22 protein-coding genes are annotated in these 21,051 nt (G+C 61.9%); 16 read left to right on the plus strand and 6 right to left on the minus strand.

The features are described from left to right. Positions 1-165 precede the first annotated feature (165 nt). The 4 genes from FHT69_RS04705 to FHT69_RS04720 all read left to right on the plus strand — a co-directional run bounded on the left by FHT69_RS04705 (position 166) and on the right by FHT69_RS04720 (position 4,831). Positions 166-1,416, plus strand: coding sequence for an MFS transporter (locus tag FHT69_RS04705; RefSeq protein WP_183904985.1), 1,251 nt, complete (start codon positions 166-168; stop codon positions 1,414-1,416). 186 nt (positions 1,417-1,602) lie between these two features. Continuing rightward, a complete protein-coding gene (locus FHT69_RS04710) occupies positions 1,603-1,950 on the plus strand; it encodes a DMT family protein (protein WP_029868240.1) in 348 nt (115 codons plus the stop codon). Between the two features lie 184 nt (positions 1,951-2,134). Then, positions 2,135-3,646: a DUF1800 family protein gene (locus FHT69_RS04715; RefSeq protein ID WP_183904986.1), complete on the plus strand. Its 1,512-nt coding sequence runs from the start codon at positions 2,135-2,137 to the stop codon at positions 3,644-3,646. Between the two features lie 12 nt (positions 3,647-3,658). Beyond that, a complete protein-coding gene (locus FHT69_RS04720) occupies positions 3,659-4,831 on the plus strand; it encodes a DUF1501 domain-containing protein (protein ID WP_183904987.1) in 1,173 nt (390 codons plus the stop codon). Positions 4,832-4,900: 69 nt separating this feature from the next. Here FHT69_RS04720 and FHT69_RS04725 read toward each other — a convergent pair whose 3' ends face one another. Further along, positions 4,901-5,890, minus strand: a complete 990-nt coding sequence (locus FHT69_RS04725; RefSeq protein ID WP_183904988.1) for an aldo/keto reductase — start codon at positions 5,888-5,890, stop codon at positions 4,901-4,903. Between the two features lie 153 nt (positions 5,891-6,043). On the opposite strand from FHT69_RS04725, the gene FHT69_RS04730 reads away from it, so the two are divergent. The 5 genes from FHT69_RS04730 to FHT69_RS04750 all read left to right on the plus strand — a co-directional run bounded on the left by FHT69_RS04730 (position 6,044) and on the right by FHT69_RS04750 (position 9,945). Continuing rightward, entirely contained in the window at positions 6,044-6,943 is a 900-nt protein-coding gene (locus FHT69_RS04730) for a LysR family transcriptional regulator (protein ID WP_097542317.1), read from the plus strand. A 138-nt stretch (positions 6,944-7,081) separates the two neighbouring features. Further along, on the plus strand, positions 7,082-8,170 hold the full coding sequence (locus tag FHT69_RS04735; protein WP_183904989.1) for an alpha/beta fold hydrolase: 1,089 nt from the start codon (positions 7,082-7,084) through the stop codon (positions 8,168-8,170). Between the two features lie 71 nt (positions 8,171-8,241). Beyond that, complete coding sequence (locus FHT69_RS04740) at positions 8,242-8,658, plus strand: carboxymuconolactone decarboxylase family protein (protein ID WP_183904990.1); 417 nt, start codon at positions 8,242-8,244, stop codon at positions 8,656-8,658. A 72-nt stretch (positions 8,659-8,730) separates the two neighbouring features. Beyond that, complete coding sequence (locus FHT69_RS04745) at positions 8,731-9,213, plus strand: cytochrome P460 family protein (protein WP_097542319.1); 483 nt, start codon at positions 8,731-8,733, stop codon at positions 9,211-9,213. Between the two features lie 33 nt (positions 9,214-9,246). Further along, the gene (locus FHT69_RS04750) at positions 9,247-9,945 is read left to right on the plus strand and encodes a DUF4405 domain-containing protein (protein ID WP_183904991.1); all 699 of its coding nucleotides are present in this window, start codon (positions 9,247-9,249) and stop codon (positions 9,943-9,945) included. A gap of 117 nt (positions 9,946-10,062) precedes the next feature. On the opposite strand, the gene FHT69_RS04755 is transcribed toward FHT69_RS04750, so the two are convergent. Then, positions 10,063-10,650, minus strand: coding sequence for a hypothetical protein (locus tag FHT69_RS04755; RefSeq protein WP_047610421.1), 588 nt, complete (start codon positions 10,648-10,650; stop codon positions 10,063-10,065). An 18-nt stretch (positions 10,651-10,668) separates the two neighbouring features. Continuing rightward, positions 10,669-11,055 carry an acyl-CoA thioesterase gene (locus tag FHT69_RS04760; protein WP_049813453.1) on the minus strand — a complete coding sequence of 129 codons (387 nt, stop codon included), beginning with the start codon at positions 11,053-11,055 and terminating at the stop codon, positions 10,669-10,671. Positions 11,056-11,345: 290 nt separating this feature from the next. Between FHT69_RS04760 and FHT69_RS04765 the strand changes: the two genes are divergently transcribed. The 4 genes from FHT69_RS04765 (at position 11,346) to FHT69_RS04780 (ending at position 15,873) form a co-directional block, all read left to right on the plus strand. After that, positions 11,346-13,163 carry a methyl-accepting chemotaxis protein gene (locus FHT69_RS04765; RefSeq protein ID WP_028757226.1) on the plus strand — a complete coding sequence of 606 codons (1,818 nt, stop codon included), beginning with the start codon at positions 11,346-11,348 and terminating at the stop codon, positions 13,161-13,163. A 151-nt stretch (positions 13,164-13,314) separates the two neighbouring features. Continuing rightward, positions 13,315-14,637, plus strand: coding sequence for an extensin family protein (locus FHT69_RS04770; protein ID WP_183904992.1), 1,323 nt, complete (start codon positions 13,315-13,317; stop codon positions 14,635-14,637). Between the two features lie 137 nt (positions 14,638-14,774). After that, positions 14,775-15,122 carry a hypothetical protein gene (locus FHT69_RS04775; protein WP_028757224.1) on the plus strand — a complete coding sequence of 116 codons (348 nt, stop codon included), beginning with the start codon at positions 14,775-14,777 and terminating at the stop codon, positions 15,120-15,122. A 127-nt stretch (positions 15,123-15,249) separates the two neighbouring features. Further along, entirely contained in the window at positions 15,250-15,873 is a 624-nt protein-coding gene (locus FHT69_RS04780) for a hypothetical protein (protein WP_183904993.1), read from the plus strand. A 22-nt stretch (positions 15,874-15,895) separates the two neighbouring features. Here FHT69_RS04780 and FHT69_RS04785 read toward each other — a convergent pair whose 3' ends face one another. Further along, a complete protein-coding gene (locus FHT69_RS04785) occupies positions 15,896-16,693 on the minus strand; it encodes a class I SAM-dependent methyltransferase (protein WP_183904994.1) in 798 nt (265 codons plus the stop codon). A gap of 266 nt (positions 16,694-16,959) precedes the next feature. Between FHT69_RS04785 and FHT69_RS04790 the strand changes: the two genes are divergently transcribed. Together FHT69_RS04790 and FHT69_RS04795 are read left to right on the plus strand one after the other, a co-directional pair. Beyond that, positions 16,960-17,355, plus strand: coding sequence for an Ohr family peroxiredoxin (locus tag FHT69_RS04790; RefSeq protein ID WP_028757221.1), 396 nt, complete (start codon positions 16,960-16,962; stop codon positions 17,353-17,355). Between the two features lie 118 nt (positions 17,356-17,473). Beyond that, entirely contained in the window at positions 17,474-18,517 is a 1,044-nt protein-coding gene (locus FHT69_RS04795; RefSeq protein WP_028757220.1) for a DUF3095 family protein, read from the plus strand. 41 nt (positions 18,518-18,558) lie between these two features. Here the strand turns inward: FHT69_RS04795 and FHT69_RS04800 are convergent, their stop codons facing one another. Further along, positions 18,559-18,975, minus strand: a complete 417-nt coding sequence (locus FHT69_RS04800; protein WP_028757219.1) for an NUDIX hydrolase — start codon at positions 18,973-18,975, stop codon at positions 18,559-18,561. Positions 18,976-19,205: 230 nt separating this feature from the next. Here FHT69_RS04800 and FHT69_RS04805 point away from each other — a divergent pair, with 230 nt between their 5' ends. Beyond that, positions 19,206-20,507: an epoxide hydrolase family protein gene (locus FHT69_RS04805; RefSeq protein WP_063475118.1), complete on the plus strand. Its 1,302-nt coding sequence runs from the start codon at positions 19,206-19,208 to the stop codon at positions 20,505-20,507. Between the two features lie 25 nt (positions 20,508-20,532). On the opposite strand, the gene FHT69_RS04810 is transcribed toward FHT69_RS04805, so the two are convergent. Beyond that, a complete protein-coding gene (locus tag FHT69_RS04810) occupies positions 20,533-21,006 on the minus strand; it encodes a MarR family winged helix-turn-helix transcriptional regulator (RefSeq protein ID WP_082849719.1) in 474 nt (157 codons plus the stop codon). Positions 21,007-21,051: the final 45 nt, after the last annotated feature.

Consider the following 21,051-nt stretch of genomic DNA (forward strand, 5'->3'; position numbering starts at 1 on the left):
TCACGCCAATCGTGATGGAACAGCGGCAGGATTGCTGACGTTATTGCCCGCTGTCGCCGACGGCGAACGCCATTGTCGACAGCATCACCCGCCCGTTTCGGGCACCCCTTCCGACGGCATCCGGAATTGCCCGCCTCGCCGCCGCTTTCGGACGGAGGAATTCATATGTCCGCTTTGGAAAGCCTGCGCCGGCTGACGCCGCAGCAGCGCAACACCGTCATAGCCAGCTATCTCGGCTGGACGCTCGACGCCTTCGATTTCTTCATTCTCGTCTTCGTTCTCAAATATATCGCCGAGGAATTCCACACTGACGTCCCCACCGTCTCGGTGGCGATCTTCCTGACGCTCGCCATGCGAGCGGTCGGCGCGCTGATCTTCGGCCTTGCGGCCGACCGCTACGGTCGGCGCATCACCCTGATGGCCGACGTGCTGCTCTATTCGCTGTTCGAATTCCTGACCGGCTTCTCCACGGGGCTCACCATGTTTCTGGTCCTCAGGGCGCTCTATGGGATCGCCATGGGCGGCGAATGGGGCGTCGGCGCTTCGCTTGTCATGGAGACGGTGCCGGAGGAGAGCCGCGGCATCGTTTCGGGCATTCTGCAGGCAGGTTATCCCTCGGGCTATCTGATTGCCTCGATCGTATTCTTCCTGCTCTTTCCGGTCATCGGCTGGCGCGGCATGTTCTTCGTCGGCGCGGTGCCGGCGCTGCTGGTGCTCTACATCAGGCGCAATGTCGAAGAGAGCCCGGCCTTCCTGAAGCGGCAGGCCGCGGGGCGGCGGCCATTCCTGACGGTCTTGCGCGAAAACATTCCGCTGTTCATCTGGGCGGTGCTTTTGATGACGGCGTTCAACTTCTTCAGCCATGGCACGCAGGACATCTACCCGACCTTCCTCGAGACTCAACGCAACTATTCGAGCTACACGGTCGGCGCGATCGCCATCGTCTACAATATCGGGGCGATCTGCGGCGGGCTGTTCTTCGGGGCGCTGTCGCAGCGGATCGGGCGCAGGCGCGCAATCGTCATCGCCGCGCTGATCGCCGTGCCTGTGGCACCGCTCTGGGCCTATGCGCCGGGGCCGGTGCTGCTCGCCATCGGCGCCTTCCTGATGCAGTTTTTCGTCCAGGGCGCCTGGGGCATCGTGCCGGTGCATCTGAACGAGCTGTCGCCGGATGAGGTGCGCGGCACCTTTCCAGGCTTTGCCTACCAGCTCGGCAACCTGCTCGCCTCAGGCAATGCGACGCTGCAGGCGGGGTTGGCTGTCCGCTGGGACGGCGACTATGCCTACGCGCTATTAATCGTCGCGGCGGTAGTGGCGCTGGTCGTCGCGGCTCTCGCCGGCTTCGGTTACGAGAAGAAGGATGTCCGCTTCGGCACGGAGGAGGCCGAGGAGCCGCATGGCGCGATGCGAATCTAGCGCTGCCTGCGGTACGAGGGCCGGCGGCTGATGTCGCCGGCCTTTAACTCGGCGATCCGCATCGCCTCGATGGCGTGAGACGATCGGTCCATGCCCTGGGACTTGCGGCGGAACGCCAGCATGCTAGGTAGGGCCCGCCGGTATCTCGCCGGTCAACTTTCCCTTAACAGCCCCCCGAGTTTCTTCATGTCCTTTTCTCCCGCCGCCATCTGGCCCGTCGTCATGCTGTTTGCCTCGAATATCTTCATGACCTTTGCCTGGTACGGGCATCTCAAGCACAAGAGCAGCGCGATCTTCCTCGCCATCATCGTCAGCTGGGGGATCGCCTTCTTCGAATATTGCCTGGCGGTACCGGCGAACCGTATCGGCTCGGCGGTCTATACGACGGCGCAGTTGAAGACGATGCAGGAGGTGATCACGCTGATCGTCTTTTCCGGCTTCTCGATCTTCTGGCTCGGCGAGAACCTGACCTGGAACCATGCGATCGGCTTCGCCCTGATCGCAATTGGTGCATCCTTCATCTTCCGTGCATAAACTTTAGCCTTTTCAACAGATTACAAATCGTCCATGTCTCGATATCGCCGCATTTCCTACAGATTGCGGTCGCATTCGGCTGGCAGCCTGTCACCTCAAGCTTTTTGTTTTGCGCAATTCCGGGCGCAAACCGCTGTGCATTTTTGCTGGAATCGCTTCAGCATTGATCAGGAGGTGATCTGCCATGAGCCTGTCTTTCCCGACGATGGCGGCGATCCGGTTCGGCTATGGCTTGCGGCCGGGCGAGGCGTCACCTGACAGCAAGGACGAGCTCATCGGCCAGCTGCGCAATGGGGCGGCGGCGATGCCGGATTTTCCCATGGGCGGCCCGGACATGCGCCACCGGGCGATTCTCAGCCTGCAGTCGCAGCTGACGCAAATTCGGCAGGACGCCAAGACGGTGACTGACGATACGGTGCAGCGCGAGATGCGCAAGGGGGTGCAGCGCCAGGCGCAGCAGCAGTTCCAGCACGATTCGAACCTGCGGCTGATGCAGGCGGTGCTGTCGCCCTACGGTTTCTACGAGCGGCTGGCGACCTTCTGGACCGATCATTTCTCCACCAGCGCCAACAAGAGCCTGCCGATGCGCCTCATCGTGCCGCTCTACGAGGCCGAGGCGATCCGGCCGTTCATATCGGGCAGGTTCGGCGATCTGCTGCGCAGCGCCACCGCCCATCCGGCCATGCTGATCTATCTCGACCAGGCGGATTCGCTCGGGCCGGACTCGGCCGGCGGCATCAAGCGCAACAAGGGGCTGAACGAGAATCTCGGCCGCGAACTGCTGGAGCTGCACACACTCGGCGCCGGCAGCGGCTATAGTCAGGCGGATGTCACGGCGGCAGCCATGGTGCTGACGGGGCTCACCGTCGACCGCAAGGAGATGGATATCGTCTTCCGGCCGAATATATCGGAGCCCGGCGCGCATCAGGTGCTCGGCGTCAGCTATGGTGGTAACAGGCGCTCGCGCGACGATTATCTCGATTTGCTCGATGATCTCGCTGTCCATCCGAAGACGGCGGCGCATATCAGCCGCAAACTCGCAGTGCATTTCGTCTCCGACCAGCCCGACGAGGGCATGGTGTCCGACATGGTTGAAGCCTGGAAGAAGACGGATGGCGATCTGACGGCCGTCTATACCGCCATGCTCGACCATCCCGCCGCCTGGCGCGACGAGGGCACCAAGGCGCGCCAGCCCTTCGATTATGTCGTTGCGGGTCTCAGGGCGTTGAATGCGGGGCCGGTCAACGGCGTCGTCGGCAGCTTCCTGGCGGCCAACCAGCAGGGCACTGAAGAGGGCGACATGGCCGCCAATACGCCTGGCATGGCGGGATCACCGGTGACGACGGATCCCGCCGGCGAGGCAAGAGACAAGCGTCTCAAGGCCTTCCGGACGGCGCGGGCACTGGGGCAGGGCGCGTTGAAGCGCATGGGCCAGCCGATCTGGCTGCCGCCAAGCCCGGCCGGTTTCGAAGAAGGCTTCTCCGCCTGGATCACCGGCAGCCAGATTGCCGAACGGCTGGCCTGGGCAAGACGGGCCGCAGCGCAGTTCGGCCGAGACGAGGATCCGCGCGAATTCCTGAAATCGACGCTTGCCGATGCAGCCCGCGACGAGACGATCCGCGTGGTCTCCCAAGCGCCGAACAAGATCAGCGGGTTGACGTTGGTGCTGGCTTCCCCCGAATTCAATCGCCGATAGGAGCGTCTGCCCATGAGCCAGATCCTGCTTTCCCGCCGTGGCTTTCTGACGTCGGCCTGCTGTCTCGCCGCCGCCCCCGCCTTCACCCCGGTCACCTTCGCGGCGATGCCGGGTGACAACCGTTTCATCACCATCGTGCTGCGCGGCGCGATGGACGGGCTGGACCTGGTGCAGCCCTATGGCGATGCCGGTTTTGCGGCGCTCAGGCCGACCCTGGCGCTGACGCCCGACACCGGGCTTCTCGATCTCGATGGGCATTTCGGCCTCCATCCTGCCGCCGCCGAACTGATGCCGCTCTGGAGGAGCCGGGAGCTCGCCTTCGTGCATGCGGTGTCGACGCCCTATCGCGACCAGCGCAGCCATTTCGACGGGCAGGATATGCTGGAATCCGGCGGCGAGCACGTCGCCGAGGAAAAGACCGGTTGGTTGAACCGGGCGCTCGCCGTCATCCCGCGCTCGGATGCGCGCAGGGCGATCGACGTCAACACCTCGACGGAACTGATCCTCTCCGGGCCGAACAACGTCGATGTCTGGGCGTCGGACTCCAATCTGTCGCCGGCGAGTGACGAGATGCAGTTCCTGGCGCGGCTCTATGCCGGCGATCCGCCGTTTGCCGCAGCACTCGCCGAGGCGACGCGGGCCGACACCGCCGCGATGATGGTCGAGCCGGATGGCCAGCGCGGTGAAAAGACCGCCGATGTGGCCGCGCTCGCGGCCAATATGCTGAAGGGCGATTACCGCATCGCCAGCTTCTCCATCACCGGCTGGGACACGCATATCGGCCAGGCCGGCCAGTTCAAGCGGCCGGTGCAGGACCTTTCGCAGGCGATCAACACGCTGAAGACCACGCTCGGGCCTGAGATCTGGGCAAAGACGGTGGTGCTCGCCATGACCGAATTCGGCCGCACCGTCCGCCAAAACGGCTCGGCCGGCACCGACCACGGCACCGGCGGCTGCGCGGTGCTATCAGGCGGCGCCATCAACGGCGGCCGCATCCTCGGCCGCTGGCCCGGTGTCAGCGACGGCCAACTGCTCGACGACCGCGACCTGATGCCGACCGCGGACGTGCGCGAACTGGCCGCAGCGATGCTCTACCGGCAGTTCGATGTGAGTGCGGATGATCTGACGGGGAAGATCTTTCCGGGGCTGGGGTTTGATAAGGGGTCGCAGTTTCTCAAGGCGTAAGGCCTGGCGACCAGCCTTATCCTGAGGTGCCCGCAGGGGTCTCGAAGGACGAGGCTGGAGAGAGGGCCTTTAGTGACCGGTCATCTTCAGTGCTGCTTCGGGAAGCCGCTCGCCTTGAACCTGGATGCCGGAGAGTGCCGCGTCGATTTCGGCGAGATCGTCGGCCAGAAGGTCGATGTCGACAGCCCCGAGATTCTCTTCCAGTCGATGCTGCTTCGTCGTTCCCGGGATCGGGACAATCCAGGGCCTTTGGGCGAGCAACCAGGAGAGGGCGATCTGTGCGGGTGTTGCGCCCTTGCGGTCGCCGATCCGCCTGATCAGGTCGACGAGCGCAAAATTGGCCTTGCGCGCCTCAGGTGAAAAGCGCGGCACGCTGTTGCGGAAATCACTCGGATCGAATTTGGTGTTCTCGTCGATCTTGCCTGTGAGGAAACCGGCGCCGAGCGGGCTGAAGGGCACGAAACCGATGCCGAGTTCCTGAAGGGCGGGCAGCAGTTCCGCCTCGGGGCCGCGCCAGAAGAGCGAATATTCGCTCTGGACGGCAGTCACCTTCTGGACGGCATGGGCGCGGCGGATCGTCTGAACGCCGGCTTCGGAAAGGCCGAAATGTTTGACCTTGCCGGCTGCGATCAGCTCCTTGACGGCGCCGGCCACATCTTCGATCGGCACGGCGGGATCGACGCGGTGCTGGTAGAACAGGTCGATGCGGTCGGTCTTCAGACGGCGCAGACAAGCATCGGCAACCGCCTTGACATGTTCGGGGCGGCTGTTGGTGCCGCCGCGGCGTTCACCGGTCTGCTGGTCGATATCGAAGCCGAATTTGGTGGCGATGACCACCTGGTCGCGGATAGGTGCGAGCGCCTTGCCGACAAGCTCTTCATTGACGAAAGGGCCATAGGCTTCGGCCGTGTCGAACAAGGTTACGCCCTGCTGATGGGCGGTGCGCATCAATCTGATCATCTCGCCTTCGTCGGCGGGCGGGCCGTAAGCAGCGCTCATGCTCATGCAGCCGAGACCGAGTGCGGAGACTTCGAGATCGCCGATATTGCGTGTTTTCATGGTCGTATCCGTTCGTGGCTTTGTGTGGGCTTGAGGGTGAAGGCGACGATTCAGTGCCGCCGGTCTCGCAGTTGAGTTGACGTGAACTTAGTCCTCGTGCCAGCTTTCGATTAGATGCTGTAATGCGCATGAACCTATAAGACGGACTAATGAATGCCTCAGGACAACAACTTCAACGAACTCGTGGCCTTTCTCACCGTCGCCAGGGAACGCAGCTTCACCCGGGCCGCCGCCAAGCTTGGCGTGTCGCAATCGGCGTTGAGCCAGACGGTGCGCGGTCTCGAAGAGAAGCTCGGGCTTCGCCTTTTGACTCGCACGACCAGAAGCGTGTCGCCGACACAGGCAGGTGAACGCCTGCTGGAACGGGTCGGGCCGCGATTTGAAGAAATCCAGTTCGAGATCGCCGCCTTGAGCGAAATGCGCGAGCGGCCGGCCGGCACCATTCGCATCACGGCAGGCGAGCACTCCGCGATTTCCATTCTTGCCCCTGTATTGGCGCGCTTTCTTCCAGATCATCCCGATATCAACGTCGAGGTGATCGTCGACTACGGCCTGACCGATATCGTCGCCGAGCGCTACGACGCCGGCATCCGGCTCGGCGAGCAATTGGCGAAAGACATGATCGCCGTCCGGATCGGCCCCGAGATGCGCATGGCGGTCGTTGGCGCGCCCTGCTATTTCGAGCAGCATCCGCGCCCTGGTGTTCCTCAGGACCTGACGGCGCACAACTGCATCAATATGCGGCTGCCGACGCACGGGACGATATATCCCTGGGAGTTCGAGCAGGACGGGCGCGAACTGCGCGTCCGTGTCGAGGGGCAGACGGTCTTCAACAACATCGCCATGCGGATCGACGCTGTGCTGAACGGGCTGGGACTGGCCTACATGCCCGAGGACCAGGTTCAGTCCTATATCGAAGACGGGCGGCTGATCCGGGTTCTCGAGGACTGGTGCCTGCCTTTCCCAGGATATCATCTCTACTATCCGAACAGGCGGCATGCGTCTCCGGCGTTCACCCTGTTCGTCGATGCGCTCCGCTATAGAGGAAAGTAAATCCGATTTTATTCCATCACGGCTTATCAACAGCTTGTGATTAATTAGTGGTGCTAATAGACCCTAGCTGTCCGAGCCGTCTAATCCTTTCTCTGCAATGCCTCTACCTTCTCGCCATCTGAAACGGGAGAAGCCGACATGCGATATGGATTGCCCAACACTCTCGCGGCATTGCTGCTTGCCTCGGCGCAGTTTGCCGCGCCATTGGCGACGGCTACCGATGCGGCAAAGTCCGAGCCATTGGTCATCCAGGAGCAGGGCAGCTTTGCCGTCGGGGGAACCAGCACGACGGCGCCCGGACCCTTCGATCCGCTGAGACCTCTCGATCCCGCAGGCCAGACCTATCACGGCGATCATGCCTTTGCCTTTTACCAGGTGCCGGTGAACCCGCGTCAGTACCCGATCGTGATGTGGCACGGTGCCGGACAATTCTCCAAGACCTGGGAGACGACGCCCGACGGCCGCGAAGGCTTCCAGAACATCTTCCTGCGTCGAGGCTTCTCCACCTATCTCGTCGACCAGCCGCGCCGGGGCGGGGCCGGGCGGACCATGGTCGAGACAACAGTGAAGCCGACGCCGGATGAGCAGCTCTGGTTCAATCAGTTTCGCGTCGGCATCTGGCCGAACTATTTCGACGGCGTGCAATTCTCCCGTGATCCGGAAGCGCTGAACCAGTATTTTCGCGCGATGACGCCGAACACGGGCCCGTTCGACATGGAGGTCGTGTCGAATGCGGTGGCAAAGCTGTTCGAGAAAATCGGTCCTGGCATTCTTTTTACTCATTCGCAGGGCGGCGGACCCGGCTGGCTGACGGCCATCAAGAGCGACAAGGTCAAAGCCATCGTCGCCTTCGAACCCGGCAGCAGCTTCGTGTTTCCGGCAGGCGAGATCCCCGCTGATATGCCGAGCGCCTTCGACACGCTGAAGGGCGTGCCGGTGCCGATGGACGACTTTCTCAAGCTGACGAAGATTCCGATCGTCATCTATTACGGCGACAATATTCCCGACCAGCCGACGACGATGCCGGCGCAGGATAGCTGGCGGGTGCGCCTGGCAATGGCTCGCCTGTGGCGGGACACGGTGAACAGGCATGGCGGCGATGTCACCGTCGTGCATCTTCCGGAGATCGGCATCCGCGGCAACACTCACTTTCCGTTCTCCGACCTGAATAATGTTGAGATCGCCGACCTGGTCTCGACATTCCTTCGCGAGAAAAAGCTCGACTGATCGTGCTCGCGGGGAAGTTGAGACATCTTCGCGCAGCTTCTCGCCTGATCCTGGAAACAGAGGTGAAACTCATGAAACAATTGTTGGGAAACCTGATGCTGTCGGCCAGCATGATGCTGGCCGTTCTGCCGGGCGTCGTCAGCGCTCAAACGCCAACCGAAGGCGACGACAAGTCCCGGCGGTCGCGCGCCCAGCAACTGATGGGCGCGACCGCGCCGAAGCTGGCTGAACTGACCGACGACGTCCTCTATGGCGACATATGGGAACGCCCGCAGCTGTCGAAGCGGGATCGCAGCCTCATCACCATTGCGGCGCTGATCGCCATGAATCGGCCCGACCAGCTGAGATCCCATCTGGCCAGGGCCCGCCAGAACGGCGTGACCGAGGACGAGCTGATCGAGACGATCACCCACCTTGCCTTCTATGCCGGCTGGCCGAGTGCTGTCTCGGCCGTTGCCATCGCGAAAGACGTCTTCGGGCGTGAATGAGGCGAGCGGCCTTCCGCTTTTGCCGGAGCCGGTCGCCCAAACGCCTTCCGCACAAAACCAGGAAAGACATCCATGCGTCATTTCATCAAACGCATTGCAATTCTCTTTGCCGTGGCCGGCGCCGTCACTCTCGTCGGCTGGAAGGTCGACGCTGAGCCGAACCGGACGACGATGCCCGAATTGGCCGGTCTCGTCCACTACACCACCGTCAGACGCGGCAACGTGACCGAGCACATCATGACGACGAAGGAAGCCATCCAGGCGGTGAAGAACGGGCAGCCTATTCCGCCGGGCACGCATTTCGTGCTGGTCGATTACCGCGACGGGCAAGTCTATCGCACTTTCGTTATGGAAAAGGGCTCCGGCTGGGGCGGCGACTATGACGAAGACCGTCGCACCGGCGACTGGCAGTTCCAATGGTTCAAGCCTGACGGCAGCGTCAACATGGCCGAGAACACGGCGCGGTGCCAATCCTGCCATTCCTCCAGGGCCGACGAAGACTTCCTCTACACGCTTGATGATCTCAAGGCTTTCGACGGAGCTGTCATTGACTAGAGGAGATCGAAGCCGCTGCGAGAGCGCCGCGTCATGAGCCCGCTATTCCTGATACGCTTGGTGCTGGACTTCACGGCCGCCGGGCTGCTTCTGGTCGCGCTCGCCTATTGGTGGCTCGACAACACGTCACATGAACTGATCGGAACCGGTATGTTCGTCCTTCTCCTATCGCACAATGTCTTCAACAGGCGGTGGTGGGCGAGGCTTCCAAGGGCGGCGCGCGGCAGGCCTGGGCTCGTGACAATCGCCTCGAATATCTCGATTGCCCTGGTAATGGCCGCATTGCTGGTGACCAGTCTGCTGATGTCGCGCAGTGTGTTTGCTTTCCTTCCCGTCAGCGGTGGACCGACGGCGCGTGAAATTCACATCCTTGCTGCCTACTGGGCGTTCATCCTCGCAGCTGTCCATCTCGGCCTTCACTGGTCGATGATCACGGCGGTCGCGGGCAGGCTATTGCGGGTCGGGTCGCCAAACGCGATCCGGACCGCAGCCCTTCGTGCCGTTGCGGGCGCAATTGCGGCTTACGGCATTCACAGCATGGTCGTCATGGGCATCGGAGACAGGCTCTTGGCCAGGCCATCGATCGATTTCTGGGACTTTCAGGAGTCGACCGCGGGCTTCTTTTTGCATCACGTCGCGATCCTGGGGGCGTGTGTATGTGCTGCGCATTATGCGGCAGGATGGTTTCGACGGCCGAGTGGGGTGCGGCGGGTGACGGATGCTGGGGAGTGATGTGTGGTTTTGTGGGTGGATGGAACTTGCGGCTGCCCGACCCTTCGCTTGGGCTCAGGGCGTTCGACGTTGCATCGATTCACTGGATCGATTGCTCCCGCTTCGCGGGACCACGTCTCACCCCAGCACATCATAGAGCCGGAAGATGAAGCTGATCTGGTAGAGCAGGTTGGCGGTGATGAAGGCGGTGTGGAAGCGGCGGTTGGGGGTCCAGGCGGCGATGGCGCAGAGGATGATGTAAATGATGTTGCGGGCGGGATATTCCCAGCCGAGCGAGAGGATGCGCTCGTGGCCTTTGATCGCCGTGTCGAGGATATCGATGGCGTAGGTGAGGCCGAGAATGCCGAAGAACCATTTCCGCCGGGAAATAAAATATTCCTCGTAGCCGCCATATTCGTCGAGTGAAGCAGGAAAGAGCAAGGCGCAAAGCAGGAAGAACAGGCTGCAGAAGCAGACGAGGAAGAGATAGATGCCGAAGCCGATCGCAGGCACGGCCTGCAGGCGATACTCCCACCACCAGATGTGGATGATGAACAGGAACATCGACAGCGCCCAGCCGAGATGGATGGGATAGACTTTGGCCTTACCAGGATGCTGGACGATGCCGGCAACGCCGGTCAGCACCCTGGCGAGCGACAGGCTGATGACCATGCCCATCACCACCTTGATGTGAAGGAAGACCTCCGGCGAGCTGACCGTTTCCATGCTTTCGATCCCGGCCTGTCACTCCACAGGGACTTGCTTCGGTTTGCCCTCTTCGTCGAGCGCGACCATGATGAAGGTGCCGGCCGTGACCTTTTCCTGCTGGTTGTAACGCGAACGATGCGCCCAGGCTTCGACGATCAGTGTGATCGAGGTACGCCCGACACGCTCGATATCGGTATAGACCGACAGCGTGTCGCCGATCTTGACCGGCAGTTCGAAGGCCATCTCCTTGACCGCGGCGGTAACGACGCGGCCTTTGGCGCGCTCGGCCGCACGGATGCCGGATGCAAGGTCCATCTGCGCCATGACCCAGCCGCCGAAGATATCGCCGGCCGGATTGGCATCGCCGGGCATGGCAAGCGTCCTGAGCGTCAGTTCGCCTCTCGGCTTGGCGGCATCGGTCATCACGTCTTCTCCATCTGGTATGGGCCATGGGCCGGCGATTCACTGCGGATCACCCTAGTGCAAAGGCCGTGGGCTGTAAAAGACGGCACGGCCGGGCGCTGAAGGCAGCCGACGGGAAAAATGTTGCAGCCTTCGCAGATCGAAATCTCATTCGATTTCAAATGGTTGATTTCGGGCGTTTCGGCCTGACCTTACGTTATTTAATCATCTTCTAATTAAGCTTTACGCTCCAGTAATTCCGGCAATTCAGAATGCGATCGATCTCACCTAAAAGAATCGCCGGGAACCTCATGCGCAACGTCAAGATTTCCACCCGCCTTTACTGCCTCGTCGGCTTCACGCTTGCCGTGCTTGCAGCGGCGATGATCTTCTTTCTGAACTACTCCTATTCCGAGCTGCAAGCGGAGCGGAAGGCGGGGCTGGAGAAGATGGAGGCGACGGCGCTCGGTATCTTCGACAAATATTACAAGATGGAACAGGCGGGCACGATGACCCGCGAACAGGCGCAAGCGGCGGCCAAGGAGGTGATCGGCGCGATGCGCTACGGCGCCGACGGTTATTTCTGGATCAACGACATGCGTCCCGCCATGGTGATGCACCCGATCAAGCCGCAGCTTGACGGTACCGATATCTCGCAGATGAAGGATCCCACGGGCAAGTTCCTCTTCGTTGAATTCGTCAACAAGGTGAAGAAGGACGGCAAGGGCTTCGTCGATTATTACTGGCCGAAGCCGGGCGCCGAAGAGCCGGTGCTGAAATATTCCTATGTCGCCGGTTTCGAGCCCTGGGGCTGGATCGTCGGCACTGGTGTTTATGCGGATGACCTTGCCGCGCTTTATCGCCAGAACGCGATCTGGGCGGCGGTGCTCTGCCTGCTCGGGGCTGCCGCCACGATGGCCATCGCCTATGCCATCGTGCGCAGCGTGACAGTGCCGATCGCCCGGCTGAAGGCGGCGATGAACGCGATCGCAGCCGAAGAGGCATCGGTGGAGATTGCCGGCAGCGACCGCCGCGACGAGATCGGTCAGATGGCCAAGGTGCTGCTGGTGCTGCGTGATTCCGTTGACGAGCGTAGCGCGCTGCGCGGCCGGGAAGACGAAAGGCAGCGGCAGATCGAGGAAGAGCGCCGCGGCAACGAGGCAAGCCTGCGTTCGGCCTCCGAACGACAGACCCAAGCGATGCAGGCGCTCGGCGTTGGCCTGGAGAAGCTCGCCGGCGGCGACCTGACGGTTTCGATCGGTGACATCGGCGAGGATTACGCCAAGCTCAGGAGCGATTTCAACGCTGCCGTCGATGCGCTGAACGGCGTCATCCATGCGATCGCCGAATCGAGCCGCGTCGTCAACGACAGCGCCTCCGACATCAGCGAGGCGACCGGCAACCTGTCGAAGCGTACCGAACAGCAGGCAGCCGCGCTCGAAGAGACGGCGGCAGCGCTCGACGAGATCACCGCGACCGTGAAGACGGCATCCGAGCGCGCGAACGAGGCGCGCGAGATGGTGGCCGAGACCAAGGCAAGCGCCGGACGCTCCGGCGATATCGTTCGCAATGCAGTGACGGCGATGGGCCGGATCGAGGAATCGTCGAGCCGTATCAACCAGATCATCTCGGTCATCGACGAAATCGCCTTCCAGACGAACCTTCTGGCATTGAATGCCGGTGTGGAAGCCGCGCGGGCAGGCGAGGCGGGTCGCGGCTTTGCCGTCGTCGCGCAGGAAGTGCGCGAGCTCGCCCAGCGTTCTGCCAATGCAGCCAAGGAAATCAAGGAACTGATCAGCCGGTCGGCAACGGAAGTCGAGGGCGGTGTGGCGCTGGTGCGCTCGACGGGCGAGGCGCTGCTGGAGATCGAGGCGCTGGTCAACCAGGTCAACGATCATGTCGCCTCGATCGCGACGGCGGCGCGCGAGCAGTCGACCGGGCTGAACGAGATCAACGGTTCCGTCAACCATATGGACCAGATGACCCAGCAGAATGCCGCGATGGTCGAGGAGACGACGGCAGCAAGCCGTACGCTCGCTGACGAGAGCACCCAGTTGAAGACGCTGCTCGCGAATTTCCGCCTGCGTGCGGAGCCATCGGCGGTGGCCCGATACACACGGGCAGCGTGAGGAAGCGGAGAGATTAAAGGCCGGGAAACCGGCCTTTTTCAATTGCGTCGCGTTCAGATTGTGCCGGTAAGTTTTCATTCACCGTTTTTAACTAAAATTGAAGTGAGTTTTTTCGGTCACTGCCCAGCCAGCCTGCGGAAGCGATAAGAGTATGGCGTTTGTTTCCTTTCCTCGGCGAACCCTTTTGCCCGTTATCCTCTCGGCGGCGCTGACGACCTGTTCGATCAGTGACGGGCTAGTGCCGCCGGCCAATGTCGACAACGGCACCAGGGTCAGCTCAATCTCGCCGTCGAGAGGGGCAGCGCGCATGGCGCCTGCCGTGCGCATGGCGCCGGTGGAGAGCCAGTCCTCCTATCCGGTTTCCAGCGCGGCCGTCGGCAATACGCAAGGCTCCCTCGATTATCTTGATACGCCAAACCTCGCCGGCACCGGCCAAGCGGCACGAGCCGCACCGGCGCAGACCGCACCGGGGTCCCGGCGGCTGCCAATGATCGACAGCGACGAGGCGCTGGCGGCGGGCCAGCCGAGCGGCAATTGGGGCGGCACGCAGAACCTTGCGATCCCTTCCGGCGGCGTCAACATGGATGATGAGCTCGGGGCCCAGCCGGTCGTCGGGCTGGCGCAGGAACAACAGCAGCAGATTGCCGAAGGCAATGCTACCGAGCCGGTTGTCGACGGCATCGGCACCGACAATCCGACGCTGCTTAACCAGCCGATGCGCCAGCCCCCGCAGCAGCCAATGCCGCAGCCGGCGGCCGAGGCACAGATGAGCCGGGCGCCCGCTTGGAGCGACGGCAGCGCTGTCGTGGCGCCGACCCGCGTTCCTGAAGAGGACGAGAGCGAAGAGGTCGCGATGCTGCGGCCGAACAATCCGATGATGAGCGAACCGGCGGCCCCCGTCGATCCCAGCGTCATGCCGTCCTCTGAGCTTGCCTGCCGGCGCGAGCTGAAGCGCATGGGTGTGCTCTTCGATGAAAAGCCGCCAATCTCGAACGGGCCGGCCTGTCAGGTGCCTTATCCGGTATCGCTGAAGGGGCTTTCCGGCAATATCGGCGTGAAGCCGGCCGTGACGTTGAACTGCCAGGTGACGCTCGCCTTCGCCAAATGGGTGAAGAACGAGCTGGCGCCGTCGGCGCGCTTCCGCTACTGGACCGGCATCAAGACGATCCAGCCGCTCGGCGGCTATTCCTGCCGCCGCATGAACAACAGCCGGCAGAGATACAATCCGATGTCGGAACACGCCCGCGGCAACGCCATCGACGTCGGCAAGTTCGTGCTGAAGAACGGCCACGAGATCGACGTGCGCAAGAAGGGCTTGTTCTCGTTGCGCGAGGGCCGGCTGCTGAAGGCGGTGCGCACCGATAGCTGCCGCTATTTCAACACCGTGCTCGGGCCGGGCAGCAACCCGGAACACTGGAACCATTTCCACTTCGACCTGCGCTCCCGCAAGAGCGGCAAGGCCTATTGCGATTGATGTATGTCGCCTTAAAGCGTGCGGCGCGGGTGGAATTGATATCGTAGCGATCGGTCCGGGTGGCAGAAAACGGTTCATCCCCGCCGCGACGCGCGCTATAGATCGGTCAGGCGGATTGCCTTTCGAGAGTTTGATCCATGAGCTATGATTTCCATGTCGGCCAGAAGGTCGTCTGCATCAACGATACTTTCAAGCATGTCAGCATCGACCAACTCATCCGCAAGGGCGAGATCTATACGATCCGCTGGGTGGGTGAATATACCCATTATGTCGACGGCACGTTCATCGGGGTGAAGCTCGCGGAAATCCATCGCGGCAATGATGACGGGCCGGAAGGTTATGGTGCGGCCGACATGCCTTACCGCGCAACGCGTTTCCGGCCGCTGGTCAAGGATAAGATCGCATCGCTGCGCAAGCTTCTGGCGCCGACACCGGATGCGCCGGTGGAGCCAAAGGAAAAGATCAAGAAGAAAGAGAAGGTCTGAGCGCCCCCCGGTGACATCAGCATTTTCCTGACTTCATGGGCGCGGGGGCAGGCCACTTTCTTCCTGTGAACATACGATCTAGTTTGCCTGTGCGACAGTCCGAGAGGGGCAGGTTTGAGGGCGCTCTATGAGGCTGATTTCGAGAATCCTGGCGGTCTGCGCCGTCATCGCCATCACGATCGCGGCAACGGGAACGGCGGCCGCCGATCCGCTGGTTTTCACCTATCGCGGATGGCAGGTGGATCTCAGCAATGCCAGGGGCGCGGAGCCCGACCGGGAGATGGTCGCGGCCGTCAAACGGCAGCTCGATATTGTCGAGCATGTCGATCTAAAACCCGATGTCCTCACCTTTATGCGGTCGATCAGGATCTGGGCCAATCCGGCCGCCGCAAAGGCCGGGCCTGGCCACTACAGCAGCAAGACCGGCATCGACCTGCGCGTCAAGGGTCTTGCGTCCGACAAGCCGATCATCCTGCATGAACTTCTGCATGCTTATCACGACCGGATGCTTCCGGGCGGATTCGGCAATGCCGATGTCAAGCAATTCTTCGATATCGGCCGGCGGGTCTGGCCGGGCGATTCCTATATGATGAGCAATGATCACGAATTTTTCGCGGTCACGGCCAGCGTCTACCTGTTCGGCGACATCGACCGGCCGCCTTATTCACGCAGCCAGCTGCGGGAGAAACAGCCGCGATACTACCAGTGGCTGGCCACGCTGTTCGATGACGGCCGGCCGCCGCGGTCGTAGGGCCAGCAGCCCGCGATCCTGATCAGGCCGTCTTCCTGCTCAGGAACAGCGCGGTCTCTTTACGAACCTCAAGGACGCCGTCGGATTGCCTGAACGCATCGGCAATGGCTTGACGGAGCTTGGTGAGCTCGAGTTCGTCGGCGCTGTCGCCGGGCGGGTAGGAGGTCAGCGCCAGGAATACATCCTCGGGCTCGGTGATCCGCAGCTTTGCCGGATGCTGCGACATGGAGACGTTTCCAAACTGTGACCGCATCGATTGCTCGGCAGTGTCATATCCGAAGGCTTCGGCAGCCGGATCGGATGGCGCGCTTCCGAAGATGGTCGTCAGCGCGTAGATCTCGCCCATATTGCCGGCGCCGTTGGTTGTGACCGCAAGAGACCCGCCCGGCCTCAGCACTCTTGACATGTCGGCGATGCCGGCGTCCGGGTCGGGCAGGTGATAGAGCATATGCATCGCGACCACGGCATCGAAGGCGTCGTCTTCGAAGGGAAGCGCGGCGGCATCGGCTTGGCGGCCTCGAACGGAGCCAAATGGCAATGCGCCGCAGCGCGCCACCGCCTCGTCGACCATGCCAGGCGAAAGGTCGGCGAGCGTCAGGTCAAGATTCTCCGGCAGCAGACCTGCCGTTGCCGCCCAGAACCAGGCCGGCCCGCAGCCGATGTCGAGGATACGATCGCCCGGCTTCACCGGCAGCTGCGCCGCAACCCATGGAAACCATGCCGTCTCGGCGATGGTGTATTGGCTATGTAGTCGAGCCCGCGCGGCGAGCTTCCGGCTGTCGCCGTATTGGCCTGCATTGTCTTCTGTTATGGAGGACATCCCATCTCTCTGGCTCTTCACGGGGGCATCGCCTCGAGCTTGTGAGCAGAGCGTATAGAGGGCTCGGTCGCCCAACAAGACATGACTTGCAGGTCGGGCCTCTCGCATATCGCTGTTGAGGATTGTCCGGGTACGGCGAGTTTGATTATCAAAATAATCGTATCCGATTAAATCGTAATGGTGTTGACATCGATTTTGGTGAAGCGTATTAGAACGCATCCGATTTAATCGGATGCGTACAAACCCCAAACCGAAAGGATATCATCATGACCGAGAAGCTTCTCTTTACCGGCAAGACCCACATCTCCGGCGGCCGCAACGGCTCTGCGCGCAGTAGCGACGGCACGATCGACATCAAGCTGCCGCAACCGCATCCAGCTGCCGAAAACCTGTTCGGCATCGCCTGGTCGGCCTGCTATATCGGCGCCATCGAGCTTGCCGCATCACAGCGGAGGATTACCCTGCCGGCCGGTCCCGAGGTCGATGCGGAGATCGATCTGAACGGCGATAACGGCTCCTTCTTCCTCAGGGCGCGCCTCAATGTCAGCCTGCCCGGGATCGATCGCGAGGTTGCGCAGGAATTGATCGAGGCAGCCCATGGCATCTGCCCTTATTCCAAGGCGACACACGGCAATATCGACGTCGAGACCACGCTTCTCTGAGCGGGGGAAGGGAGGACCTCACTGTCAGAGGATTTGATGCGAAGGGCCCGCCGATCGGCCGGCAGACCCCTTCCTGATGTAGCAGCACCGGAAATCTTACCGATCTGGAGAACATGCCATGATCAATAGCCGCGCCCGGCCGCACAAGGCCTATGACGAGTTTTCACGCGTGCTCGATCCTGATGTCTACGAGCCGTTGCCCGATGATTGGCTGATCGGCATCACCGACGTCGTCAACTCGACCTCGGCGATCCGCTCGGGGCGCTATGAAGACGTAAACTTCGCGGGCGCATCTGTGATCGCTGCGCTCGGCAATGCCTGGGGATCGTTCGATTTTCCCTTCGTATTTCGCGGAGACGGGGCGGCTTTCGCTCTGCCGCCGCAGGGCATTATGGCCGCGACATCGGCATTGCGGCAGGTGGCAGGCTTTGCCGCAACCGATCTCGGTCTTACCCTGCGTATCGGGCTCGTCACCGTGCGGGAAATCCGTACCAGTGGGCGCGACGTGCGCGTTGCGCGCTACGCGGCTTCGGAAAGTGCGACCTATGCGATGTTTGCAGGGGGCGGCCTCAAATGGGCGGAGCAGCAGATCAAGAACGGCCGGTATCTGGTCAAGCCGGGACGCTATGCGACGAAGCCTGATCTGACCGGCCTCAGCTGTGACTGGACCCCGTTTCCGAGTCGGCAGGGCGAGATCCTGTCGCTACTGGTCGAGCCGAATGACCATACCAGTCCCGAGGCCTTTGCAGCGCTGGCAAAACGGGTGCTTGCGGTTTTCGATACCGCGCGGCGCCGGTCTCATCCGCTGTCGGAGGATATGGCTATTCCCAAGGACAGTGGGCGACAGGTCGATGCGAAAGGCTGGTCTGAGGTCGCCGCCAATTCGGATTTCCGCAAGTTCGACGACGGTTTGCGCCTGACGTTGGATTGTACGCCCGAACAGATCGACAGGGTCGAAGCCATACTCGTTGCGGCGAGGACGCGCGGCGAGATCAACTTCGGACTGCATCGGCAGTCGCATGCGCTGATGACCTGTCTCGTGCCATCGGACAGGCCGGATTCCCATCTACATTTCCTCGACGGAATGGGCGGCGGTTATGCCAGGGCGGCCGAGATGATGGAGCAAGGAGCGCTTGGCGACGCTCAGCATCATGCTCGCTGAAGACCGGTTCAGCCGGCGAGACGTCGTGACCGCCAAGAAACCTAAGCGGGCGGGCGTGTTTCCCGGCCAGCCAGGTTCGCCAGCATTTCAGTGAGCTGAGGCAACGCCAATTCGGCTTCTGTTTCTATCGCGGCGGCGGTGAACCATCTGAGTTCGGTATGTTCATCACCGATCAGTCGCGGCTGGCCGTGCCATTTATCGACGTGATAGACATGGAAAGTGGTGAATGCTTCGGGCGGGCCTTCCGATGCGAACCGTCCTGCAAACCGCCAGCGCTCCGGCGCCACGCCTATTTCTTCGATCAATTCCCGGCACATTGCCGTCTCGGCGTCTTCGCCCTCTTCGATATGGCCGCCCGGAAGGCTCCAGCGATCCGGGTGCACCTTGCGCTTTGAACTGCGTCTTGCCAGAAGAACGGTTCCGTTCCGGCTCAAAACGCCCATCGCGATGTCGGGCATGCATTCTCCTCTCCCCAATCGATCTCGCACATGCTGCCCGCAGCTACGGCTTCTTGCAATGACCGGTCGTTCATCGAGACAGTCGAGACATAGCCTGACAGGGTAAGTTGACCCCTCTATTGCCCGGGAGCATAGTCCCCGGACAGACGCGAATGACCTGCTGCTGCGAACGAGGTCGGTCAGTCGATCTTCGTCCGTTTCCTGACAGACCAAACGGAGAGGAAAGCGTCATGCCACCCACATCTCTATCAACGCCCACGCGGCGCGAGCTGCTTGCCGCCACGGCCGCCGCCGGAGCCATGAGCATGCTTGCCGGGACGCGCAGCGCTGAGGCGAACGGCGACGGGCTTAGCCCCTTCAACGTCAACTTCCCCGAGGAGGCGCTGGATGATCTGCGCCGGCGCGTGGCAGCGACCCGCTGGCCTGATAAGGAGACCGTCACGGGCGATACGCAGGGCGTGCGGCTCGCGACGATCCAGAAACTCGCGAACCATTGGGCGACGGATTACGACTGGCGCAAGATGGAGGCTCGGCTCAATGCTTTGCCGCAGTTCATCACCGAGATCGACGGGTTGGATATCCACTTCATTCATGTCCGCTCCCAGCATAAAAATGCGTTGCCGTTGATCGTCACACATGGATGGCCTGGCTCCATCATTGAGCAGTTGAAGATTATCGAACCGCTCACCGATCCGACAGCGCATGGCGGGAGCGCAGAGGACGCATTTGATGTGGTGATCCCGTCTTTGCCGGGCTACGGCTTTTCCGGGAAACCGACGGGGTCGGGGAGCTGGAACCCGCCGCGCATCGCGCACGCCTGGGCGGCGCTGATGCAGCGTCTCGGCTACACCAAGTTCGTGGCGCAGGGCGGAGACTGGGGCAATGCGGTCACCGAACTGATGGCGATACAGGAACCGCCGGGATTGCTCGGCATCCACACCAACATGGCCGCCACGGTTCCGGCTGACATCGCTAAGGCTCTGGCTGCCGGCGGTCCGCCACCCGCCGACCTGCAGCCGGAGGAAAGACAGGCCTGGGGGCAGCTCGACGATTTCTACAAGAATGGGCTGGGCTATGCCATCGAGATGAACAACCGGCCGCAGACGCTCTACGCGATCGTCGACTCGCCGGTCGGCCTCGCGGCGTGGATGCTCGACCACGACATCCGCAGTTACCGGATGATCGCGCGCGTTTTCGACGGAGAGCCCGAGGGGCTGACGAAGGACGATATTCTCGACAACGTCACGCTCTACTGGCTGACGAATACCGCAATCTCCTCGGCACGCCTCTATTGGGAAAACGCGCACCATCCCACAGGAGGATTCTTCGACCCCAGGGGTATCAAGATCCCGGTTGCCGTGAGTGTGTTTCCCGACGAGATCTATGCCGCGCCGCGGAGCTGGGCAGAGCGGGCCTACCCGAAGCTGATCCACTACAACAGGCTGGAAAAGGGCGGCCACTTCGCCGCCTGGGAGCAGCCGACGGCTTTCACTGCCGAGCTCAGGACTGCGTTCCGGCCGCTGCGGCAGTAGACCCAGGCGGAATCAGGCGACTGATTCAAGATTTCCCCGGTTCGCCCTGCATTGATCGCAGCAGGTTGTCGCGCAGCGTCGTCACCGATTTCTGAACGACGGGAAAGTCGTCGCCGAGGCCGGTGGCGCCAAGCAGCGCGTTGGCGGGATCAGATTCGACGAGTTGGCGTCCCGCCGGCGTCAGGCTGACCCGCACCTGCCGTTCGTCGGCGGGATCGCGGTGACGGGTGATATAACCATTCGATTCCAGCTTCTTGAGGATGGGCGTCAACGTGTTGGATTCGAGGAACATCTTTTCCCCCAACACGCCGACGGTTTGGTCGTCCTGTTCGGAGAGAGCCACCATGGCGATATATTGGGTGTAGGTCAGGCCAAGCTCATCCAGGATCGGCTTATAGGCGCGGCCGAAGGCGAGATTTGCCGAATAGACCGCGAAACACAGGAAATTCGAAAGTTTCCTGCCATCTGCGCCTGCCTGAGGCGAGGTGGGCGCAAGCATATCCGGCCCCTTAGCTGCTTTAGACGTCGGCATCGGTTCATCCTG

Origin of the sequence: Rhizobium sp. BK008 (assembly GCF_014197345.1) — a bacterium.
Classification (GTDB): Bacteria; Pseudomonadota; Alphaproteobacteria; order Rhizobiales; family Rhizobiaceae; genus Rhizobium; species Rhizobium anhuiense.

What these genes read in the sequence shown, in the direction of transcription:
- FHT69_RS04705 (WP_183904985.1), top strand. Translation starts at nt 166, where the DNA reads ATGTCCGCTTTGGAAAGCCTGCGCCGGCTGACGCCGCAGCAGCGCAAC.
- FHT69_RS04710 (WP_029868240.1), top strand. Translation starts at nt 1,603, where the DNA reads ATGTCCTTTTCTCCCGCCGCCATCTGGCCCGTCGTCATGCTGTTTGCC.
- FHT69_RS04715 (WP_183904986.1), top strand. Translation starts at nt 2,135, where the DNA reads ATGAGCCTGTCTTTCCCGACGATGGCGGCGATCCGGTTCGGCTATGGC.
- FHT69_RS04720 (WP_183904987.1), top strand. Translation starts at nt 3,659, where the DNA reads ATGAGCCAGATCCTGCTTTCCCGCCGTGGCTTTCTGACGTCGGCCTGC.
- FHT69_RS04725 (WP_183904988.1), bottom strand. Translation starts at nt 5,890, where the DNA reads ATGAAAACACGCAATATCGGCGATCTCGAAGTCTCCGCACTCGGTCTC.
- FHT69_RS04730 (WP_097542317.1), top strand. Translation starts at nt 6,044, where the DNA reads ATGCCTCAGGACAACAACTTCAACGAACTCGTGGCCTTTCTCACCGTC.
- FHT69_RS04735 (WP_183904989.1), top strand. Translation starts at nt 7,082, where the DNA reads ATGCGATATGGATTGCCCAACACTCTCGCGGCATTGCTGCTTGCCTCG.
- FHT69_RS04740 (WP_183904990.1), top strand. Translation starts at nt 8,242, where the DNA reads ATGAAACAATTGTTGGGAAACCTGATGCTGTCGGCCAGCATGATGCTG.
- FHT69_RS04745 (WP_097542319.1), top strand. Translation starts at nt 8,731, where the DNA reads ATGCGTCATTTCATCAAACGCATTGCAATTCTCTTTGCCGTGGCCGGC.
- FHT69_RS04750 (WP_183904991.1), top strand. Translation starts at nt 9,247, where the DNA reads ATGAGCCCGCTATTCCTGATACGCTTGGTGCTGGACTTCACGGCCGCC.
- FHT69_RS04755 (WP_047610421.1), bottom strand. Translation starts at nt 10,650, where the DNA reads ATGGAAACGGTCAGCTCGCCGGAGGTCTTCCTTCACATCAAGGTGGTG.
- FHT69_RS04760 (WP_049813453.1), bottom strand. Translation starts at nt 11,055, where the DNA reads ATGACCGATGCCGCCAAGCCGAGAGGCGAACTGACGCTCAGGACGCTT.
- FHT69_RS04765 (WP_028757226.1), top strand. Translation starts at nt 11,346, where the DNA reads ATGCGCAACGTCAAGATTTCCACCCGCCTTTACTGCCTCGTCGGCTTC.
- FHT69_RS04770 (WP_183904992.1), top strand. Translation starts at nt 13,315, where the DNA reads ATGGCGTTTGTTTCCTTTCCTCGGCGAACCCTTTTGCCCGTTATCCTC.
- FHT69_RS04775 (WP_028757224.1), top strand. Translation starts at nt 14,775, where the DNA reads ATGAGCTATGATTTCCATGTCGGCCAGAAGGTCGTCTGCATCAACGAT.
- FHT69_RS04780 (WP_183904993.1), top strand. Translation starts at nt 15,250, where the DNA reads ATGAGGCTGATTTCGAGAATCCTGGCGGTCTGCGCCGTCATCGCCATC.
- FHT69_RS04785 (WP_183904994.1), bottom strand. Translation starts at nt 16,693, where the DNA reads ATGTCCTCCATAACAGAAGACAATGCAGGCCAATACGGCGACAGCCGG.
- FHT69_RS04790 (WP_028757221.1), top strand. Translation starts at nt 16,960, where the DNA reads ATGACCGAGAAGCTTCTCTTTACCGGCAAGACCCACATCTCCGGCGGC.
- FHT69_RS04795 (WP_028757220.1), top strand. Translation starts at nt 17,474, where the DNA reads ATGATCAATAGCCGCGCCCGGCCGCACAAGGCCTATGACGAGTTTTCA.
- FHT69_RS04800 (WP_028757219.1), bottom strand. Translation starts at nt 18,975, where the DNA reads ATGCCCGACATCGCGATGGGCGTTTTGAGCCGGAACGGAACCGTTCTT.
- FHT69_RS04805 (WP_063475118.1), top strand. Translation starts at nt 19,206, where the DNA reads ATGCCACCCACATCTCTATCAACGCCCACGCGGCGCGAGCTGCTTGCC.
- FHT69_RS04810 (WP_082849719.1), bottom strand. Translation starts at nt 21,006, where the DNA reads ATGCTTGCGCCCACCTCGCCTCAGGCAGGCGCAGATGGCAGGAAACTT.